The organism is Pseudomonas sp. S06B 330 (assembly GCF_002845275.2).
Lineage (GTDB): Bacteria > Pseudomonadota > Gammaproteobacteria > Pseudomonadales > Pseudomonadaceae > Aquipseudomonas.
On sequence record NZ_CP088149.1, the window covers coordinates 3,160,586 to 3,175,668 of the forward strand.

General features: G+C 59.4%; 12 protein-coding genes and 5 pseudogenes. 12 read left to right on the forward strand and 5 right to left on the reverse strand.

All coding sequences use genetic code 11. From position 1 onward, the window contains the following. Window positions 1–438: 438 nt before the first annotated feature. Window positions 439–808: pseudogene (locus CX511_RS14095) on the reverse strand (lysis system i-spanin subunit Rz); the annotation flags it as partial. Between CX511_RS14095 and CX511_RS14100 the strand changes: the two are divergent. The 3 genes and pseudogenes from CX511_RS14100 to CX511_RS14110 all read left to right on the forward strand — a co-directional run. Then, window positions 809–1,564 (forward strand): annotated as a pseudogene (locus CX511_RS14100) (tyrosine-type recombinase/integrase); the annotation flags it as partial. A 20-nt stretch (window positions 1,565–1,584) separates the two neighbouring features. Further along, window positions 1,585–3,171 (forward strand): ABC-F family ATPase, encoded by a 1,587-nt coding sequence (locus CX511_RS14105; protein ID WP_045189379.1) that lies wholly within the window; start codon window positions 1,585–1,587, stop codon window positions 3,169–3,171. Between the two features lie 195 nt (window positions 3,172–3,366). Beyond that, the gene (locus tag CX511_RS14110; protein ID WP_045189381.1) at window positions 3,367–4,566 is read left to right on the forward strand and encodes an MFS transporter; all 1,200 of its coding nucleotides are present in this window, start codon (window positions 3,367–3,369) and stop codon (window positions 4,564–4,566) included. On the opposite strand, the gene CX511_RS14115 is transcribed toward CX511_RS14110, so the two are convergent. Together CX511_RS14115 and CX511_RS14120 are read right to left on the reverse strand one after the other, a co-directional pair. After that, complete coding sequence (locus CX511_RS14115; protein WP_045189452.1) at window positions 4,550–5,578, reverse strand: alpha/beta hydrolase family protein; 1,029 nt, start codon at window positions 5,576–5,578, stop codon at window positions 4,550–4,552. The genes CX511_RS14110 and CX511_RS14115 overlap by 17 nt on opposite strands. A 125-nt stretch (window positions 5,579–5,703) precedes the next feature. Beyond that, on the reverse strand, window positions 5,704–6,315 hold the full coding sequence (locus CX511_RS14120; RefSeq protein WP_045189384.1) for an FMN-dependent NADH-azoreductase: 612 nt from the start codon (window positions 6,313–6,315) through the stop codon (window positions 5,704–5,706). A gap of 128 nt (window positions 6,316–6,443) precedes the next feature. Between CX511_RS14120 and CX511_RS14125 the strand changes: the two genes are divergently transcribed. Both CX511_RS14125 and CX511_RS14130 read left to right on the forward strand, forming a co-directional pair. After that, entirely contained in the window at window positions 6,444–7,352 is a 909-nt protein-coding gene (locus CX511_RS14125) for a LysR substrate-binding domain-containing protein (RefSeq protein ID WP_045189386.1), read from the forward strand. Then, the gene (locus tag CX511_RS14130; RefSeq protein WP_045189388.1) at window positions 7,345–7,704 is read left to right on the forward strand and encodes an MmcQ/YjbR family DNA-binding protein; all 360 of its coding nucleotides are present in this window, start codon (window positions 7,345–7,347) and stop codon (window positions 7,702–7,704) included. Before CX511_RS14125 ends, CX511_RS14130 begins: the two co-directional genes overlap by 8 nt. On the opposite strand, the pseudogene CX511_RS14135 reads toward CX511_RS14130, so the two are convergent. Both CX511_RS14135 and CX511_RS14140 read right to left on the reverse strand, forming a co-directional pair. Then, a pseudogene (locus CX511_RS14135) lies at window positions 7,697–8,134 on the reverse strand (DUF1294 domain-containing protein); the annotation flags it as partial. The gene CX511_RS14130 and the pseudogene CX511_RS14135 sit on opposite strands and share 8 nt — an antisense overlap. Window positions 8,135–8,146: 12 nt before the next feature. Next, entirely contained in the window at window positions 8,147–8,977 is an 831-nt protein-coding gene (locus CX511_RS14140; RefSeq protein ID WP_045189390.1) for an undecaprenyl-diphosphate phosphatase, read from the reverse strand. 392 nt (window positions 8,978–9,369) lie between these two features. Here CX511_RS14140 and CX511_RS25680 point away from each other — a divergent pair. The 7 genes and pseudogenes from CX511_RS25680 to fapC form a co-directional block, all read left to right on the forward strand. Then, window positions 9,370–10,056 (forward strand): annotated as a pseudogene (locus tag CX511_RS25680) (cache domain-containing protein); the annotation flags it as partial. 270 nt (window positions 10,057–10,326) lie between these two features. Beyond that, window positions 10,327–10,914, forward strand: a pseudogene (locus tag CX511_RS25685) (methyl-accepting chemotaxis protein); the annotation flags it as partial. A gap of 141 nt (window positions 10,915–11,055) precedes the next feature. After that, complete coding sequence (gene pnuC, locus CX511_RS14150; RefSeq protein WP_045189394.1) at window positions 11,056–11,622, forward strand: nicotinamide riboside transporter PnuC; 567 nt, start codon at window positions 11,056–11,058, stop codon at window positions 11,620–11,622. After that, window positions 11,619–12,143 carry an AAA family ATPase gene (locus tag CX511_RS14155; RefSeq protein WP_045189397.1) on the forward strand — a complete coding sequence of 175 codons (525 nt, stop codon included), beginning with the start codon at window positions 11,619–11,621 and terminating at the stop codon, window positions 12,141–12,143. The genes pnuC and CX511_RS14155 overlap by 4 nt, the downstream gene beginning before the upstream one ends. Before the next feature lie 326 nt (window positions 12,144–12,469). Next, complete coding sequence (fapA, locus tag CX511_RS14160) at window positions 12,470–12,907, forward strand: functional amyloid chaperone FapA (RefSeq protein ID WP_045189399.1); 438 nt, start codon at window positions 12,470–12,472, stop codon at window positions 12,905–12,907. Window position 12,908: 1 nt separating this feature from the next. Beyond that, complete coding sequence (gene fapB, locus CX511_RS14165) at window positions 12,909–13,481, forward strand: fibril amyloid subunit FapB (RefSeq protein WP_045189401.1); 573 nt, start codon at window positions 12,909–12,911, stop codon at window positions 13,479–13,481. Between the two features lie 52 nt (window positions 13,482–13,533). Beyond that, the gene (fapC, locus tag CX511_RS14170; protein WP_045189403.1) at window positions 13,534–15,078 is read left to right on the forward strand and encodes an amyloid-like fimbrin subunit FapC; all 1,545 of its coding nucleotides are present in this window, start codon (window positions 13,534–13,536) and stop codon (window positions 15,076–15,078) included. Window positions 15,079–15,083 lie beyond the last annotated feature (5 nt).

The following is a 15,083-nucleotide window of genomic DNA, read 5'->3' on the forward strand; positions in this document are numbered from 1 at the left end:
CCTGCCAGACCACTTTTCAGAACATAAAAAAAGAACTATAAAAACACGCAAGACTAGCCTGTACCATATTACACACTCACCCCCACTACTTACTGATATCTACATTCACAGCCCCATCTTTCCCACTGAATGCAATACGCTGCAACAGCAGATATCGGATATTTATCTGAAGCAAGTTCTCAGCTTTCCGCCCGGATCAATCTTTGCGGGCCGGCAGCGCCAAGAAATGTTTTATAGCCAGAAAATACCAATCCTAATAACTACGCGACTTGTAAATAACTCTTGTAGCTGTTCGCCATCCCACGTTTTACATCTGCAAGCCGTTCCTTAAGCCGAATCAACTGAGCGATAAAGCATGGTCGCCGGACGAGAATGGCGCTGAATGATTTCTACGCGCGCCCGACCTGAGAGCTGATTTGAGAATATCGGGTCATTCACTCAGCCTCCTGCCAATGTGCGCACAATTCCTTGACAGGCCTGAAGCGCTTTCAATCCCTCGTCACCGTCACCGGTTATGGCGACAATTCGTTGAGCAGCCGCTGGGTCAAGTTCGCCTCGCGCGGCGCCATGAACCACGCCGCTGGTGCTGGAGGCGGCTGGCACCCCACTGCCATTACCTAGGGCGGCGAGTAGGACTGACAACCGGAGATCAGAAGTAGCTAGGCGATTGCGTAGGCGATCCTGGTCTTTTGGGGCATTAGTCAGCTCCTGGTGGTGGGTTTTGTCGTTGGCCTTCAACTGCTCCTCGAGTGCACGGCGGCGTGCCTGCTCTGCTTTGCCAGTTGATCACTGCCACAGCGCCAGCCTCAACGCCCTGGTCAAGCTATCAACGATTCTGCGCTCAGCGGTGATCGACGGTTTGATCAGTAGGAACCCTGCCGAGGCACTGCAACTGCCCAAGCGCACCAAGAAAGAGATCGACCCGTTCACTTTAGAGGAGGCGAACCAGATCACTACCAGGCTCTACGAGCATCCGCACTGGCCAAGCCAAATCTACGCGGCTTTCTTCTAGTACGTGTTTTTTAGCGGCGTACGCCTGTCGGAGGGCCTGGAGCTGCGCTGGGATGCTGTCGATTTGGAAAAGAAGATTGCCCATGTGAAGCGCACTGTTGCGCTGGGCGAGGTAGTCGAGCGCACCAAAACCGGCAAAGACCGGTTCGTGCTGCTCAACGAGAGGGCCTTGCATGCGCTCGAATTCGCCAAGGAGTACGCCGAGCGACGCAGGAAGGGAAAGGGTCGGATCACGGAGTCACCGTTCATTTTCCCGCCATCGAAGAATGCAGAGTATGTCCAGCAGACCTCTGATCTCCATCATCAGTGGCGGCCGGTGCTGAAAGAACTGGGGATTCGTTATCGCCCACCATACAACTGTCGTCACACCTATGCGACAATATGCTTAATGTCTGGCCTCAACCCCGCATTTATCTCCCAACAGCTCGGCCACAGCGTGCAAATGCTGCTGTCGACGTATGCGCGTTGGATTAACTCAAGCTCCGACTGGAGCGAGCTGGAAAAGCTGCAAATTGGTATCAAATCGGTATCAGCCGCAATGCCAGCGACGTAAGCTATTGATAGGTAAGCCCTTTGATCTCCACCGCTAACATCACCATGCAGTTCGGCGCCAAGCCATTGTTCGAGAACGTCTCGGTCAAGTTCAACAACGGCAACCGCTACGGCCTGATCGGCGCCAACGGCTGCGGCAAGTCGACCTTCATGAAAATCCTCGGCGGCGACCTGGAGCCTTCCGCAGGCCAGGTCATGCTCGAGCCGAACGTGCGTCTGGGTAAACTGCGCCAAGACCAGTTCGCCTACGAAGAATTTACCGTGATCGACACCGTGATCATGGGCCACGAGGAACTGTGGCGGGTCAAGGCTGAGCGCGACCGTATCTATTCGCTGCCAGAAATGACCGAAGAAGACGGCATGGCCGTGGCCGAGCTGGAAACAGAATTCGCTGAAATGGACGGCTATACCGCCGAATCCCGCGCCGGTGAGCTGCTGCTGGGCCTGGGTATTCCACTGGAACAGCATTTCGGCCCGATGACCGAAGTAGCACCAGGCTGGAAATTGCGCGTATTGCTGGCGCAGGCCCTGTTCTCCGACCCTGAAGTGCTGTTGCTCGACGAACCGACCAACCACCTGGACATCAACACTATCCGCTGGCTGGAAAGCATTCTCACGGCGCGTAACAGCACCATGATCATCATTTCCCACGACCGTCACTTCCTCAACAGCGTATGCACGCACATGGCTGACCTGGACTACGGTGAGCTGCGTCTGTTCCCAGGCAACTACGACGAGTACATGACCGCCGCGACCCAATCGCGCGAGCAGTTGCTGTCAGACAACGCCAAGAAGAAAGCCCAGATCGCTGAGCTGCAGACCTTCGTCAGCCGCTTCTCGGCCAACGCCTCGAAAGCCAAGCAGGCCACCTCCCGCGCCAAGCAGATCGACAAGATCCAGTTGGCCGAAGTCAAGCCGTCGAGCCGGGTCAGCCCGTTCATCCGCTTCGAGCAGACCAAAAAGCTGCACCGCCAGGCTGTGACCATCGAAAAGCTGTCCAAAGGCTTCGACGGCAAGACCCTGTTCCAGAACTTCAGCTTCACCGTTGAAGCGGGCGAACGCGTGGCGATCATCGGCCCGAACGGTATCGGCAAAACCACCCTGCTGCGCACCCTGGTCGGTGAGCTGGGGCCGGATGCCGGCGCGATCAAGTGGACCGAAAGCGCTGAGCTGGGCTACTACGCCCAAGACCACGCCCACGACTTCGAAGACGATGTCAGCCTGTTCGACTGGATGGGCCAGTGGACTCAGGGTGAGCAGATAATCCGTGGCACCTTGGGGCGCATGCTGTTCTCCAACGACGAGATCCTCAAGTCGGTCAAGGTGATTTCTGGTGGTGAGCAAGGCCGCATGCTGTTCGGTAAGCTCATCCTGCAAAAGCCGAACGTGCTGATCATGGACGAACCGACCAACCACCTGGACATGGAATCGATCGAGGCGCTGAACCTGGCGCTGGAAAACTACCCAGGCACGCTGATCTTCGTCAGCCACGACCGTGAGTTCGTGTCGTCGCTGGCCACCCGCATCATCGAGCTGAGCCCGAGCGGTGTAGTGGACTTCAGCGGCACCTACGATGATTACCTGCGCAGTCAGGGCGTCGTGGTCTAAGCAGTACAGCTGCCAGCCCCACAGCACCTTGTGGGCGCTGGCCTTGCCAGCGATGCGGGTATCCCATCGCCAGCAAGGCTGGTTCCCACAGCGCATCAGCACGCTTGAGCGCTGAAAAATTAGATAGCCTGCTTCCTTTTATCGTCGCCGCCAGCGATCATGGGCCCTCTCCCACGCCTGCCTGCGAACAAGCTCATGTCCGCGTCACCACCCGCCCCCGTCAGCAGCTTCTCGGTCACCCTGCAAATCCTTGCAATCGTCTTCTATACCTTTATTGCCTTTCTCTGCATCGGCCTGCCGATCGCGGTATTGCCGGGCTATGTGCATGATCAACTGGGCTTCAGTCCGGTCATTGCTGGCCTGACCATTGGCCTACAGTACCTGGCCACCTTGCTCAGTCGGCCCTTCGCCGGGCGGGTGGCCGACGGCAAGGGCACCAAGCAGGCCATCATCTATGGGCTGCTGGGTATTGCCATCAGCGGCGTGCTGACCTTCGCCTCGGCCTTGACGGTCAATGTGCCGACGCTGAGCCTGCTGATGTTGCTCGCCGGGCGCCTGTTTCTGGGCATTGCTCAAGGGTTGATTGGCGTGGCCACCTTGAGCTGGGGCATCGGTGCGGTGGGCAGCGAGCAGACAGCGCGAGTGATTTCCTGGAACGGTGTTGCCTCCTACGGCGCTATCGCCATCGGCGCGCCAGTGGGTGTAATGGTCGCAGACCACCTGAACTTCGCGACGTTGGGCCTGATGTTGACGGCATTGGCGGTACTGGCGTTACGGGTGATCCGCGACAAACCGTCGATGCCGGTGGTGCGCGGTGAGCGTTTACCGTTCTGGTCTGCTTTCGCCAGGGTCGCACCCTGTGGCATGGGCCTGACCCTGGCCTCGATCGGCTACGGCACCCTGACGACCTTTGTCACCCTGTTCTACCTGGAGCAAGGCTGGACCGGCGCGGCCTGGTGCCTGAGTGTCTTTGGCTTGTGCTTTATTGTTTCGCGGCTGTTGTTCGTCAATGCCGTCAATCGCTTTGGGGGTTACCCCGTGGCCATTGCCTGCATGAGCACCGAAGCCCTGGGCCTGGCCTTGCTGTGGCTGGCACCCAATCCGGCGCTGGCGCTGGTGGGGGCCGGGCTGACCGGCTTTGGCCTGTCGCTGGTCTATCCGGCGCTGGGCGTTGAGGCGATCAAGCAAGTGCCGGTGTCCAGCCGCGGTGCAGGCCTGGGTGCCTACGCGGTGTTTTTTGACCTGGCGCTGGCCATTTCCGGGCCGCTGATGGGAGCGGTGGCCCTGCACCTGGGCTACGCCTGGATCTTCTGCATTGCCGCCTTGCTGTCGCTGACGGGGGTTGGCCTGACGCTGCTGCTGGCGCGTCGCCGCCTCATCATTGATCGGCCGTGAGCCCTGCCCGCTCAGGTCGACTCAGGGTTTGGCTGAAAAAGTGCGCCGCTTCAGCTTGCAATGACAGGTGAATACCTTCGCGATCCACCCCCTCCGGGTCGTTACACAGCGTCGCCATGTGCTGGCGTTGTTCATCGTCGCACGGCGCCATAAAGACAAAATGCCCGGCACCGGCCAATAAGCGATAGTTGGGCGTCACCGGCAGTTTGCGCGCCAAGGCCTGGGCGTTCTTGTCGACTGCCACTAACTGATCCTGATCACCGCTGTAGATCAATGCCGGTACCTTGACCTGAGCCAGCGCGTGGCGACCAAACATCAAACTCAACGGCGCCATCAGCAGCAACGCGTGGATTCGGGGGTCGGCCTCGGCACTCAAATCAGCGCGGTCAGCGATCAGCACGCCGTTGGTCTTGCAGGCATCGGCATCCAGCGGCCGTTCCAGGCAATAGCGACGCAAGCGCTCCGGGTCCGGTTGTGCACCGGAAAGGATCAGCGCGGTTTCACCGCCTGCCGAGTAGCCGATCATCCCGACCTGTTCGCCACGGATATAGGGCGCGAGCAACGGATCGTCAAGACTGGCAGTAATCGCCGCACTGATCTGCAGCGGCCGCCCATAGAGGTTACTCAGGGTACCCAGGCGACTGTGATCGTGGGCGTTATCGCCTGGGTGGGTGACCGCCACCACCACAAAACCCCGGCGCGCCAAGGCACTGGCCAGGTCATGCAGGGCCAGCGGTGTGCCAGTGTTGCCATGGGACAGCATCAGCAGCGGGTAGCGGCCAATGGCCACTGGTGTGCCTTCGCTGGCGGCGACCCGATAACCGTCGATGCGGCTGCTACGTTCGGGCCCCGTAGAGGGATAGAACGCCAGCGCTTGCACCGGCTGCGCGTCCAGCGGGTCGGCGAACACCATGCGGTGCAAACCGACACTCCAGTGCTGCGCCGGCTCAGCATTCGCCACACTGGCAGCGCCAAGCCAGCCCAAGATCAAAAACGCAGCGAATGTGCGCATCGGCGTCACCCTGCCCGGTTGATGATCCAGCATAAAGCCAGGCGTTGCGACGTGGATGAAAGCTCAATGAAAAAACCGACAGCAGACGAGGTCTGCTGTCGGTTTTATTACAGCTTGAGCGGTGATCAGGCCGCTGCGAACAGCTCGTTGCTGATCTGCGCTTGCGCTGCACTCATGGCGTTGTTGCGATGCTCTTCGCCATAGGCCAGGCCGTGGGCACGAACGATTTCCAGGTCAGTGATACCGATGAAACCGAGGAACACCTTGAGGAACTCTTCGTGACCAACACCCGTTGGTTGGCCGGCATGCAGACCACCTGCGGTGGACACCAGGATCACCTTCTTGTCACCACACAGGCCTTCAGGGCCAGCTTCGGTGTAGCGGAAGGTCTGACCAGCGACGGCGACGCGATCGATCCAGGCCTTGAGTTGGGTCGGGATGGTGAAGTTGTACATCGGTGCAGCAATCACCACCGCATCAGCAGCGAGAAACTCTTGCAGGGTGTCGCTGCTCAGCTGGGCTTCGTGCTGCTGGGCGGCATCGCGCATGGCTTCTGGGGTCCCGGCAGCTACCAGCGTAGCGGCAGAGAAATGGCTAATGGCGTCGGCAGCCAGGTCGCGGTAAACCACTTCCAGAGAAGGATCGGCGGCTTTCCAGGCGTCGACCACGCTGCGGCTCAGCTGGCGGGAGGCGGAATTGTCGCCCAGGATGCTCGAATCGATATGCAACAGTTTCATGGGACTCTCCTGAATGAAGACCGCATCTGGGCGATCACGATGGGGAGAATCCTACCCGGACGGCGAATAGCTGATAAGTCAGCAAAAATGCGTTAGTTTGTCCTACTGACAGGACAATGGTGAGCGCCATGCAAGACCTCAATGACCTCTTCTACTTCGCCCGGGTGGTCGAAGCCGGTGGTTTTGCTGCTGCCGGACGCCTGCTCGGGATCCCCAAGTCGCGCCTGTCACGGCGCATCGCCGAACTCGAAGAACGTCTGGGCGCGCGCCTGCTGCAGCGCACCACCCGCCAGCTGAAGTTGACCGCAGTGGGCGAGCGTTACTTGCGTCACTGCCAGGCCATGTTGCTGGAAGCGGAAATGGCGGACGAGGCCGTGGCCAGCATGACCAGTGAACCGCGAGGGCGCTTGCGGGTGTCGTGTCCGGTGGGGCTGGCCCACTCGTTATTGCCACACGTGATCAGCCGCTTTCTCGAACGGTATCCGTTGGTACAACTGGACATGGTGCTACTCAATCGCCGGGTCGACTTGATCACCGAAGGCATTGATGTGGCCCTGCGTGTGCGCGACTTGGGTGACGAGGACCCGGCGTTGGTCACGCGGCGCCTGCGCCAGGCACAAATGTACCTGGTGGCAGCGCCCGGCTTTGCTACAACCCATGCCCCGCTCACCCCCGAGGACCTCAATGGCTTGGCAGTGCTGGGCGCGGTTGACGTCGACCGTCTGGTCCATCTGCGCCTGCTCGACGACCGTGGCCACAAACACGAACTTGCCCTGGAAGCGCGCCTGGCCATTGACGACTTTGTCGTGCGCAAGCAGGCCGCTCTGGATGGTCTGGGCTTCACCGCCCTGCCGATCATGCATTGTGAAGAGGAGCTGGCCCGTGGCGAACTGGTTCGGCTGCTGCCAGACTGGTCGCTGCCGGGCGGTTATTTGCAAGCGGTCTACCCGCACCGACGCGGTCTTCTGCCTGCCGTGCGGGTATGGATCGACCATTTGGTGGAGTCGTTTGCCGAGTGTGGGGAGCGTTATGTCTAAGGGAGCAATCAGCCCGGCGCAGGTGGTGGACTTCTGCCTGAGCCTGCCCGGTGCACGGGAAGACTACAAATGGGGCGGTGTACGAGTGTTCTCGATTGCCGGCAACAAGATGTTCGCGGTGTTGGACCTGGCCGGCGCTGGTTTGTCGTTCAAGGTCGACAGCGAGCTGTTCCTCGGTTACGTCGACCGCCCCGGCGTGCGCCCGGCACCGTATCTGGCACGGGCACACTGGATCAGCTTGGCACCCCCCTACCCAATGGCTCGCGAGGAGCTCTGCGACCTGCTGCAGCGCTCCCACCAACTGGTGGTCAGGCGCCTGCCCAAACGCCTGCAGCCGGGCCTGCTTATCTGAGCAGCGGGCCCAGCGCGCTGTCCAGCCAACGACCACCGAGCAGCAGGTGGTCGACCCAGAACAGCTGGTGCACGGCAACAATGGCCCAGAAACTCAGCTGAAACGACAGCTTTCGGGTTTTGTGCCGAAAGGCCTGCTGGGCCAGTAACGCCCCTGGCCAGCCGCCGCACAACTCACTGGCGTGCAGGACTTTTTCCGGGGTCCGCCAGCCTTGGACACGTGCTTGCTGCTTGTCACGCCAATACAGCGCAAAGCTGATCAGACTGGCCAGCGGATACGCCACAGCGGGTAGCCATGACTGGCCGCTGAGCAGCATCTGTAGCGCACCACCGAGCGGCAGCAAACACAGGCCGAAGAACACCAGGAGTTTACTGCGCGGGTGCTGGACAGCGCTGTTAGCGGTAACAGCGCGTCGCGCAGAAGCTTGAGTGCGGCTCATCGATCAACCGTGCGCCGTGGCCCAGTCGACCACACCGAACTGCCAGGTGGCCAGGATGATCAGGCCAAAGACAATCCGGTACCAGGCAAACATCGCATAGCTGTGGTTGGCGATGAAACGCAGCAGGCCGCGTACCGCGATCATGGCGAAGATGAACGAGACCACGAAGCCAATGGCGAACACCGGGAAGTCATCCGGCTGGAACAGATCGCGGTACTTGTAGCCCGAATACACCGCGGCACCGACCATCGTGGGCATGGCCAGGAAGAATGAGAACTCGGTTGCTGCCTTGCGCGACAGGCCAAACAGCAGGCCACCAATAATAGTCGAGCCGGACCGCGAGGTTCCCGGGATCATTGCCAGGCACTGGGTAAAGCCGATCTTCAGGGCATCGGTCCAACGCATGTCATCGACCTGCTCAACCTGGACCACGTGCTCACGGCGCTCAGCCCAGAGCATGATGACCCCACCGATTACCAACGCAGTGGCTACCGTGATGGGATTGAACAGGTATTCATGGATCAGGTCGGCAAACAGCACGCCCAACACCACTGCCGGCATGAAGGCGATCAGCAGATTGGCCGTGAAGCGTTGGGCCTGACGTTCCTTGGGCAAACCCAGGACCACGTCGAAGATCTTGCGTCGAAATTCCCAGACCACCGCCAGGATGGCCCCTAGCTGAATGATGATGTTGAAGGCCATCGCCCGCTCACCACCGAAGTTGATCAGGTCGGCAACAACAATCTGGTGCCCGGTACTGGAGATCGGCAAGAACTCGGTCAAGCCTTCGACAATACCCAAAATGACGGCCTGCAGGCCGGTCCAAAGATCCATTATTCCCCCACGAAGCGATGCCTATGGCACGCCCCCGTTGTAGTTTCCATCAGCCAAAGCCAGGTTCGAATGCCCGGTCGTTTTACAGCGACAGTTGGTCGCAAAGTCGGCAAAAAAGTTCAGCCACCCTTCAGGTTTGTCCCGACCGGGCCGAAATCCTATCAGACCTCTCGTGTAAACGCTGCTGGTCGGCACTACACACCTTGTACGAATCAGGCACTTAGGCCTTGGTCGAGTAGGTGGTGGGGGAAAAGCATGCTGGTATGCGCAGGACAATAAAAAGAATCCGGGGTGACCGTTCCATGAAGACTCTACGAAGCCTGTCAATCAGCCGCCGCTTGTGGCTGATCCTGGTAGTGGCGGTGGCGATGCTGTTGACCTTGGGCCTGCTGATGCTCAGGCAGATCCATGGCGATTTGTACCAGGCCAAGGCCGAGAAAACCCGCCATGTGGTGGAAACTGCCGCCGGTGTGCTGGCTTATTATCAGGGCCTGGAGGCTAGCGGCACCCTGAGCCGCGAGTCGGCCCAGCAACAGGCCTTGAGTGCAGTACGCGGCTTACGCTACGACCAGAATGACTACTTCTGGATCAACGACCTGGGGCCGAAGATGATCATGCACCCGGCCAACCCCAAGCTCGACGGCCAGGACCTTTCCGCCGTGCGCGACCCGGACGGGTTTGCCGTGTTCAACGAAATGGTCGCCTTGGCCAAGGCCCAGGGTGCGGGCAGTATCGACTATCGCTGGCCCAAGCCCGGCGCCAGCGAGCCGGTTGAAAAGACCTCGTATATCCTGTTGTTCAAGCCCTGGGGCTGGGTTATTGGCTCAGGTATCTATATCGATGACATGCAGAACGAGTTCTTGCGCCAATTGCGTGACGCCTCACTGCTGGGTCTGGGCATCGCCCTGGTCATGACCTTGCTGGTGGTGGTCATTGCCCGCAGCATCTCGCGCCCCTTGCAAGAGGCAGTGGATGCCATGGCCATGATCGCCAGCGGCGAAAGCGACCTCACCCGCCGTCTGGATACCCATGGCCGCGATGAAGTCACCCGATTGGGCGAGCACTTCAATCGCTTTACCGGCAAGCTGCAGGGGGTAATCAGCCAACTGCAGGGTGCCGCGCAGGCACTGGGTCAATCGGCAGTGGATGTCGGCAACAATGCCAATCAGGCGCAACAGCACAGCGAACAGCAATCGGCGCAGATGGAGCAGGTGGCCACGGCGATCAATGAAGTGACCTACGCTGTGCAGGATGTCGCCCGTAATGCCGAACAGGCGTCCACTGAGATGCGCGACGCCCAGCACCGCGCCGAGCAGGGTCAGCAGAGCATCCATGGCAGCCTGCAGCAGATCGATCAATTGTCCGGCACCATTGATGAAGCGGTCACAGTGATCCAGACCCTGGCCAGCCAGAGCACGCGAATCGGTAGCGTGCTGGAAGTGATCCGTTCGATTGCCGAACAGACCAACCTGCTCGCGCTCAACGCGGCCATTGAGGCGGCCCGGGCAGGCGAACAAGGCCGTGGCTTTGCCGTGGTCGCCGACGAAGTCCGTTTGCTGGCCCAGCGCACCCAGCAATCGACTGCAGAAATCCAGAGCATGATCGAGCATTTGCAAGGGCAGTCCGAGGCGGCAGTCAAAGCGATCGACGCCAGCAGTTCAGCCTCTCGCCAGACGATCGAGCGAGCCAACGAAGCGGGGGTCAGCCTGGACGCCATCAGTCAGGCGTTGCACAACCTCACCGCCCTCAACGCCTCGATTGCCAGTGCGACCCTGCAGCAGTCTCACGTCGTCGAGGACATCAACCGCAGTGTCACCGACACCGCCGACCTCTCACGCCAGACGGCAGTGGCGGCCCAGCAATCGAGCAGTGCGGGAGTGGCATTGAATCAATTGCGCGAACAACTGGATCGGTTGTTGGGGCAGTTCCGCGTTTAACCCTCATCACCGGCAAGGCCGACGCCTACAGGGAAGCTGAACACGGACACTTGTGGGCGCCGGCCTTGCCGGCGATGGGCTGCAGCGCAGCCCCAATCATGTACAATCCTCGCCCTCCCCCGAACCTGCCTAGGAACGCCGATGTCCGGCCTCGAACTGTTCGCCGCCGTGCTCGGCGTTATCGCCGTGTGGCTCACGACCAAACAGAACCCTTGGTGCTGGCCTATTGGCCTGGTGATGGTGCTGCTCTACAGCTGGGTATTCTTTGAAGTGCGCTTGTATTCGGACATGCTCCTGCAACTGGTCTATGCCGTGCTGCAGCTCTACGGCTGGTGGCAATGGACGCGCCCGGACCACCAACGCGAAGCCCGGCAGGTGACGCATCTGGATACCCAATCGATGCTGTTTAGTTTGGGCCTGGGTCTGCTTGGCAGCCTTGCCCTGGGTGCCGCCATGGCCACCTGGACCGATGCCGCACAACCCTGGCTGGACGCGGCGCTCACCGCTTTCAGCCTGGTCGCGCAGCTGTGGATGGCACAAAAGCGCGTGCAGTGCTGGCCGCTGTGGATTGTGCTGGATGTGATCTTTGTCGGCCTGTTCCTGTACAAGGCGCTTTATCTGACGGCGGCGCTCTACGCCCTGTTCACTCTGATAGCCGTGCAGGGCTGGCGTCAGTGGCGGCGCGACCCGGCGCTGGTCAGCGCATGAAAGTCCTGGTACTGACCGGCCCTGAATCCAGTGGCAAAAGCTGGCTGGCGAACGCGATTCAGGCCACATTTGGCGGCATATTGGTCGATGAATACGTACGGCACTTTATCGACAGCGAAGCCCGCGACACCTGCTACGCTGACATTCCAGCGATAGCCATTGGCCAGCTGGCATGGGAGGACGACGCCCGCGCCAAACAACCGTCGCTGTTGATTCTCGATACCCATCTGTTAAGCAACATGCTGTGGAGTCGCACCCTGTTTGGCGACTGCCCGGCATGGCTCGAGGACGCGTTATTGACGCGTCATTACGACCTGCACTTGCTGCTCAGCCCTGAGTCCATCGCCTGGCATGACGACGGCCAACGCTGCCAGCCAGAGCTGAGCGAACGCCTGGCGTTTTTCCAGGCCACCCACGCTTGGCTGACGCGCCACCAGCAGCCTTATCAGGTGGTACAAGGCGACTGGGACCAGCGCAAGCGTGCAGCGTTTGAAGCGGTGACCCGTTTGCTCGACGATTGAATTGCTTCTCCCCCGCTGCGCAACTGTCCATTCCTGTAACACTGTCACCCGCGCAAACCCGCGATTTAAAGCGGCCAGGGCGCGCCTGTGCAAAAGTGTTAACAACCTGAAACAGTCAACGTGCGAGCGCCTTGATGAGCAATAACGCACACAGGATCGACGCGTCTATCGCACCTCTGTATCAGCGGCGATACACCTTTTTTTGACTATGGCGACGAATAAAATCAACCCATTGTTTTTCAATAATAAATAAAAACCGGCACACCTTCTGCTCTCTTCCTCGCAGCGCTGAACAGGGACAGCGCACTGAAGAAGGAATTGCCATCGTGGGAACATTTGACAAAGGCATCTTTAGCCTCCTGCTGGTCGGCTGCACAGTGGCAACAAGCTTGAGCTTGCCGGTCCAGGCCGAAAACGGAATCGTCGTGATTACCCGCGATGTGCAACCGCGTAATGCCATGCGCCCGCCCCTCGCCCCCGACCCCTACCCGGTCACCGTCAATACCAACCCGTCTGCTCAAATCCTTAAACAAACTAACGAATTGAGTGATGGTGACTTTGCCGATATCACCAGCGGTGCAGGCATTAGCTCGTTGATCACGCAACAGACCAACAACCTGGGCGCCAATATCAACAACCAGACCCAGCTGCCGAACCTGGCGGGTGGACGTGGTACGGGCTCCGGCAATGGCATCTCCAACATGGTCAATTCGAGTGTGCAGAAGGGCCTGGCGCCCCTGCAAATCCTGACCGGAGGCAAGTGAGATGAGGTACACGCTGCTGATTCTGGCCACGCTCTGCAGTACACAGGCCTTCGCTCAACCCCCCGTGATCAATAACGCCACCATCGACAGTTCCGGCAAGCAATACCAGGGCAACCTCGCGGTCAACCAGGCTGCCGGCGATCAACAGCAACAGGCAAACGCCCGGGCCATCGCCGTTGGCCACAACGCCAGCGCAAGCACCCAGATTCGCCAACGGTTGCGCACTCAGGTCGACCCCGCCATCGCTGCCCGCTCCGCCATTAAGGGCGATGCCTTCAGTCAAGGCAGCGGAGTAGTCGGCGTCAACCAGAGCTCAGGTGCCAGTAACCAGCAAGCCAACGCACTGAGTATCAGCCTCAGTGAACAACCGCAAAGTATCGACGACAGCGTCCTCATGCAACAGAACGTGGCGCTGCTCTACAACTCCGATGCAACTGCTTCTGCACCAGGCTATCGCCAGATCACTACCAGTGACCAGGCATTCACCGGTAGCCGTGGGGTGATTCAGTTGAATCAGAGCGCCGGGGTGGGAAACCGAACTGCCAATACCCTGAGCGTACGGGTCGCGGACTGACCCAAACAGGTAAGAACAACACTTAACCTAAAATAAAGTACGGAGAATCACCATGAAACCCTCGATGGCAATCAAGCCTCTGGTTTTCGCAATTGCTGCGGTCATGGCTGTTGCTGTACAAGCTGGGCAGAACGATCGGCGTGGTAATGGCCACCATCACGGTGGCAACAACCACACCCCTCCTCCAAAAATGGTCCCTATCAATGCGACCGCTGAAGCCTACGATAGGCAAAGCAGTACCAACAATCGCATCCTCAACGAAGGGACCATCAACGCAGCCGAGATGAACGAGTCTGCGTCGGGCACCAGCGGCAACGTCGGTGTCAACGTCGCAGCGGGCTCCGGCAACCAGCAGGACAACGCCGCCGCTATCGCTAACGCTGCTTCCGACGCCAGCGCCATCGATAACAGCTTCGTGTTCGGCAATTCCGAAGCCACCGCCAACGTCAGGCAATACAGCAACAACAACAAGGTCTACAACTTCGGCTCGACAAACTCTGCTGTGATGAACGCCTCCGGCAGTGAAGGCAGCGGCAACATGGGTATCAACATTGCTGGCGGCGACCTTAACCAGCAAAAAAATACCATGGCCATTGCCAACACCAATGCCCCGCTGGGTAACGCAACCGCCACTGCTTCGGCCAATCAAAGTGGCCCTGGCCTGGTGGTTGAAAACAAAGCCGACCGGACCTATCGCGTCGATACACTGACGTTCACTACCACCAAGAGCGGTTCGTCCTCCCGCGAAGGGACATTTGACGCCAGCGTTGACCGGAGTGCTTCTGCGAGCTCTAGCGAAAGCGGCTCATGGAACACCAGTGCCAACGGTTCCAATAGCTGGAGTGCCAGCGGTTCGAAGAGCTCGTCCGCCAGCGGATCCAACAGCTCGTCGGCCAGCGGTTCGAACAGCTCGTCTTCCAGTGGTTCGCTCAGCGCGTCTGCCAGTGGGAACAACAGCTCGTCGGCCAGCGGTACCAACAGCCGCGATCACAGCTCTAGCTCCAATACTACGCTGTCCGCATCGCTGGACGCTTCTGTAGAAGCTAACCAGTCCTCTACCCGTACCTTCAACGATAACGAGTTCACCCGCAGCCAAAGTGCCGACGCTTCAATTAACGCAAACCTCGATGCATCAATCGATAGATCGCATGAATCCTCGTCGAACTCCTCGTACGACAGGACCCGCGACTCGTCGTTTGATCGGTCGCTGGACGTCTCGTTCGACAAGTCGCGCGAATCTTCGTACGACAAATCGCGCGAGTCTTCCTACGATAAGTCGCGCGAATCGGCGTTCGATAAGGCTTTCGAGTCTTCTTTCGAAAAAACGGCCTCCAACTCGTATGACAAAGCTAAAGAATCTGCTTCCGAGTCCTCGGAAAGCGTTTCGAAGAGCTATAGCGAGGCTGACTCGTTTGAGCTGAGCAACACCATCTCGTTCCAAGTGCTGACCCCAACCGGCTGGGCAAACCCTGTGACCAACACTGCAACCCTGAATGGTTCGGTGAATGGCGGCAGTGGCAACCTCGGCGTCAACGTGGCTGCCGGTGTAGGCAACCAACAAAGCAACTCGCTGGCCATTTCCAACCAATCGTTCTGATTGCT

Bases quoted from the DNA above. Each gene is read 5' to 3' on its own strand.
- CX511_RS14120 (WP_045189384.1), bottom strand. From the start codon at position 6,315: ATGAAACTGTTGCATATCGATTCGAGCATCCTGGGCGACAATTCCGCC.
- CX511_RS14115 (WP_045189452.1), bottom strand. From the start codon at position 5,578: ATGCGCACATTCGCTGCGTTTTTGATCTTGGGCTGGCTTGGCGCTGCC.
- CX511_RS14110 (WP_045189381.1), top strand. From the start codon at position 3,367: ATGTCCGCGTCACCACCCGCCCCCGTCAGCAGCTTCTCGGTCACCCTG.
- CX511_RS14130 (WP_045189388.1), top strand. From the start codon at position 7,345: ATGTCTAAGGGAGCAATCAGCCCGGCGCAGGTGGTGGACTTCTGCCTG.
- CX511_RS14140 (WP_045189390.1), bottom strand. From the start codon at position 8,977: ATGGATCTTTGGACCGGCCTGCAGGCCGTCATTTTGGGTATTGTCGAA.
- CX511_RS14155 (WP_045189397.1), top strand. From the start codon at position 11,619: ATGAAAGTCCTGGTACTGACCGGCCCTGAATCCAGTGGCAAAAGCTGG.
- CX511_RS14125 (WP_045189386.1), top strand. From the start codon at position 6,444: ATGCAAGACCTCAATGACCTCTTCTACTTCGCCCGGGTGGTCGAAGCC.
- fapC (WP_045189403.1), top strand. From the start codon at position 13,534: ATGAAACCCTCGATGGCAATCAAGCCTCTGGTTTTCGCAATTGCTGCG.
- pnuC (WP_045189394.1), top strand. From the start codon at position 11,056: ATGTCCGGCCTCGAACTGTTCGCCGCCGTGCTCGGCGTTATCGCCGTG.
- fapB (WP_045189401.1), top strand. From the start codon at position 12,909: ATGAGGTACACGCTGCTGATTCTGGCCACGCTCTGCAGTACACAGGCC.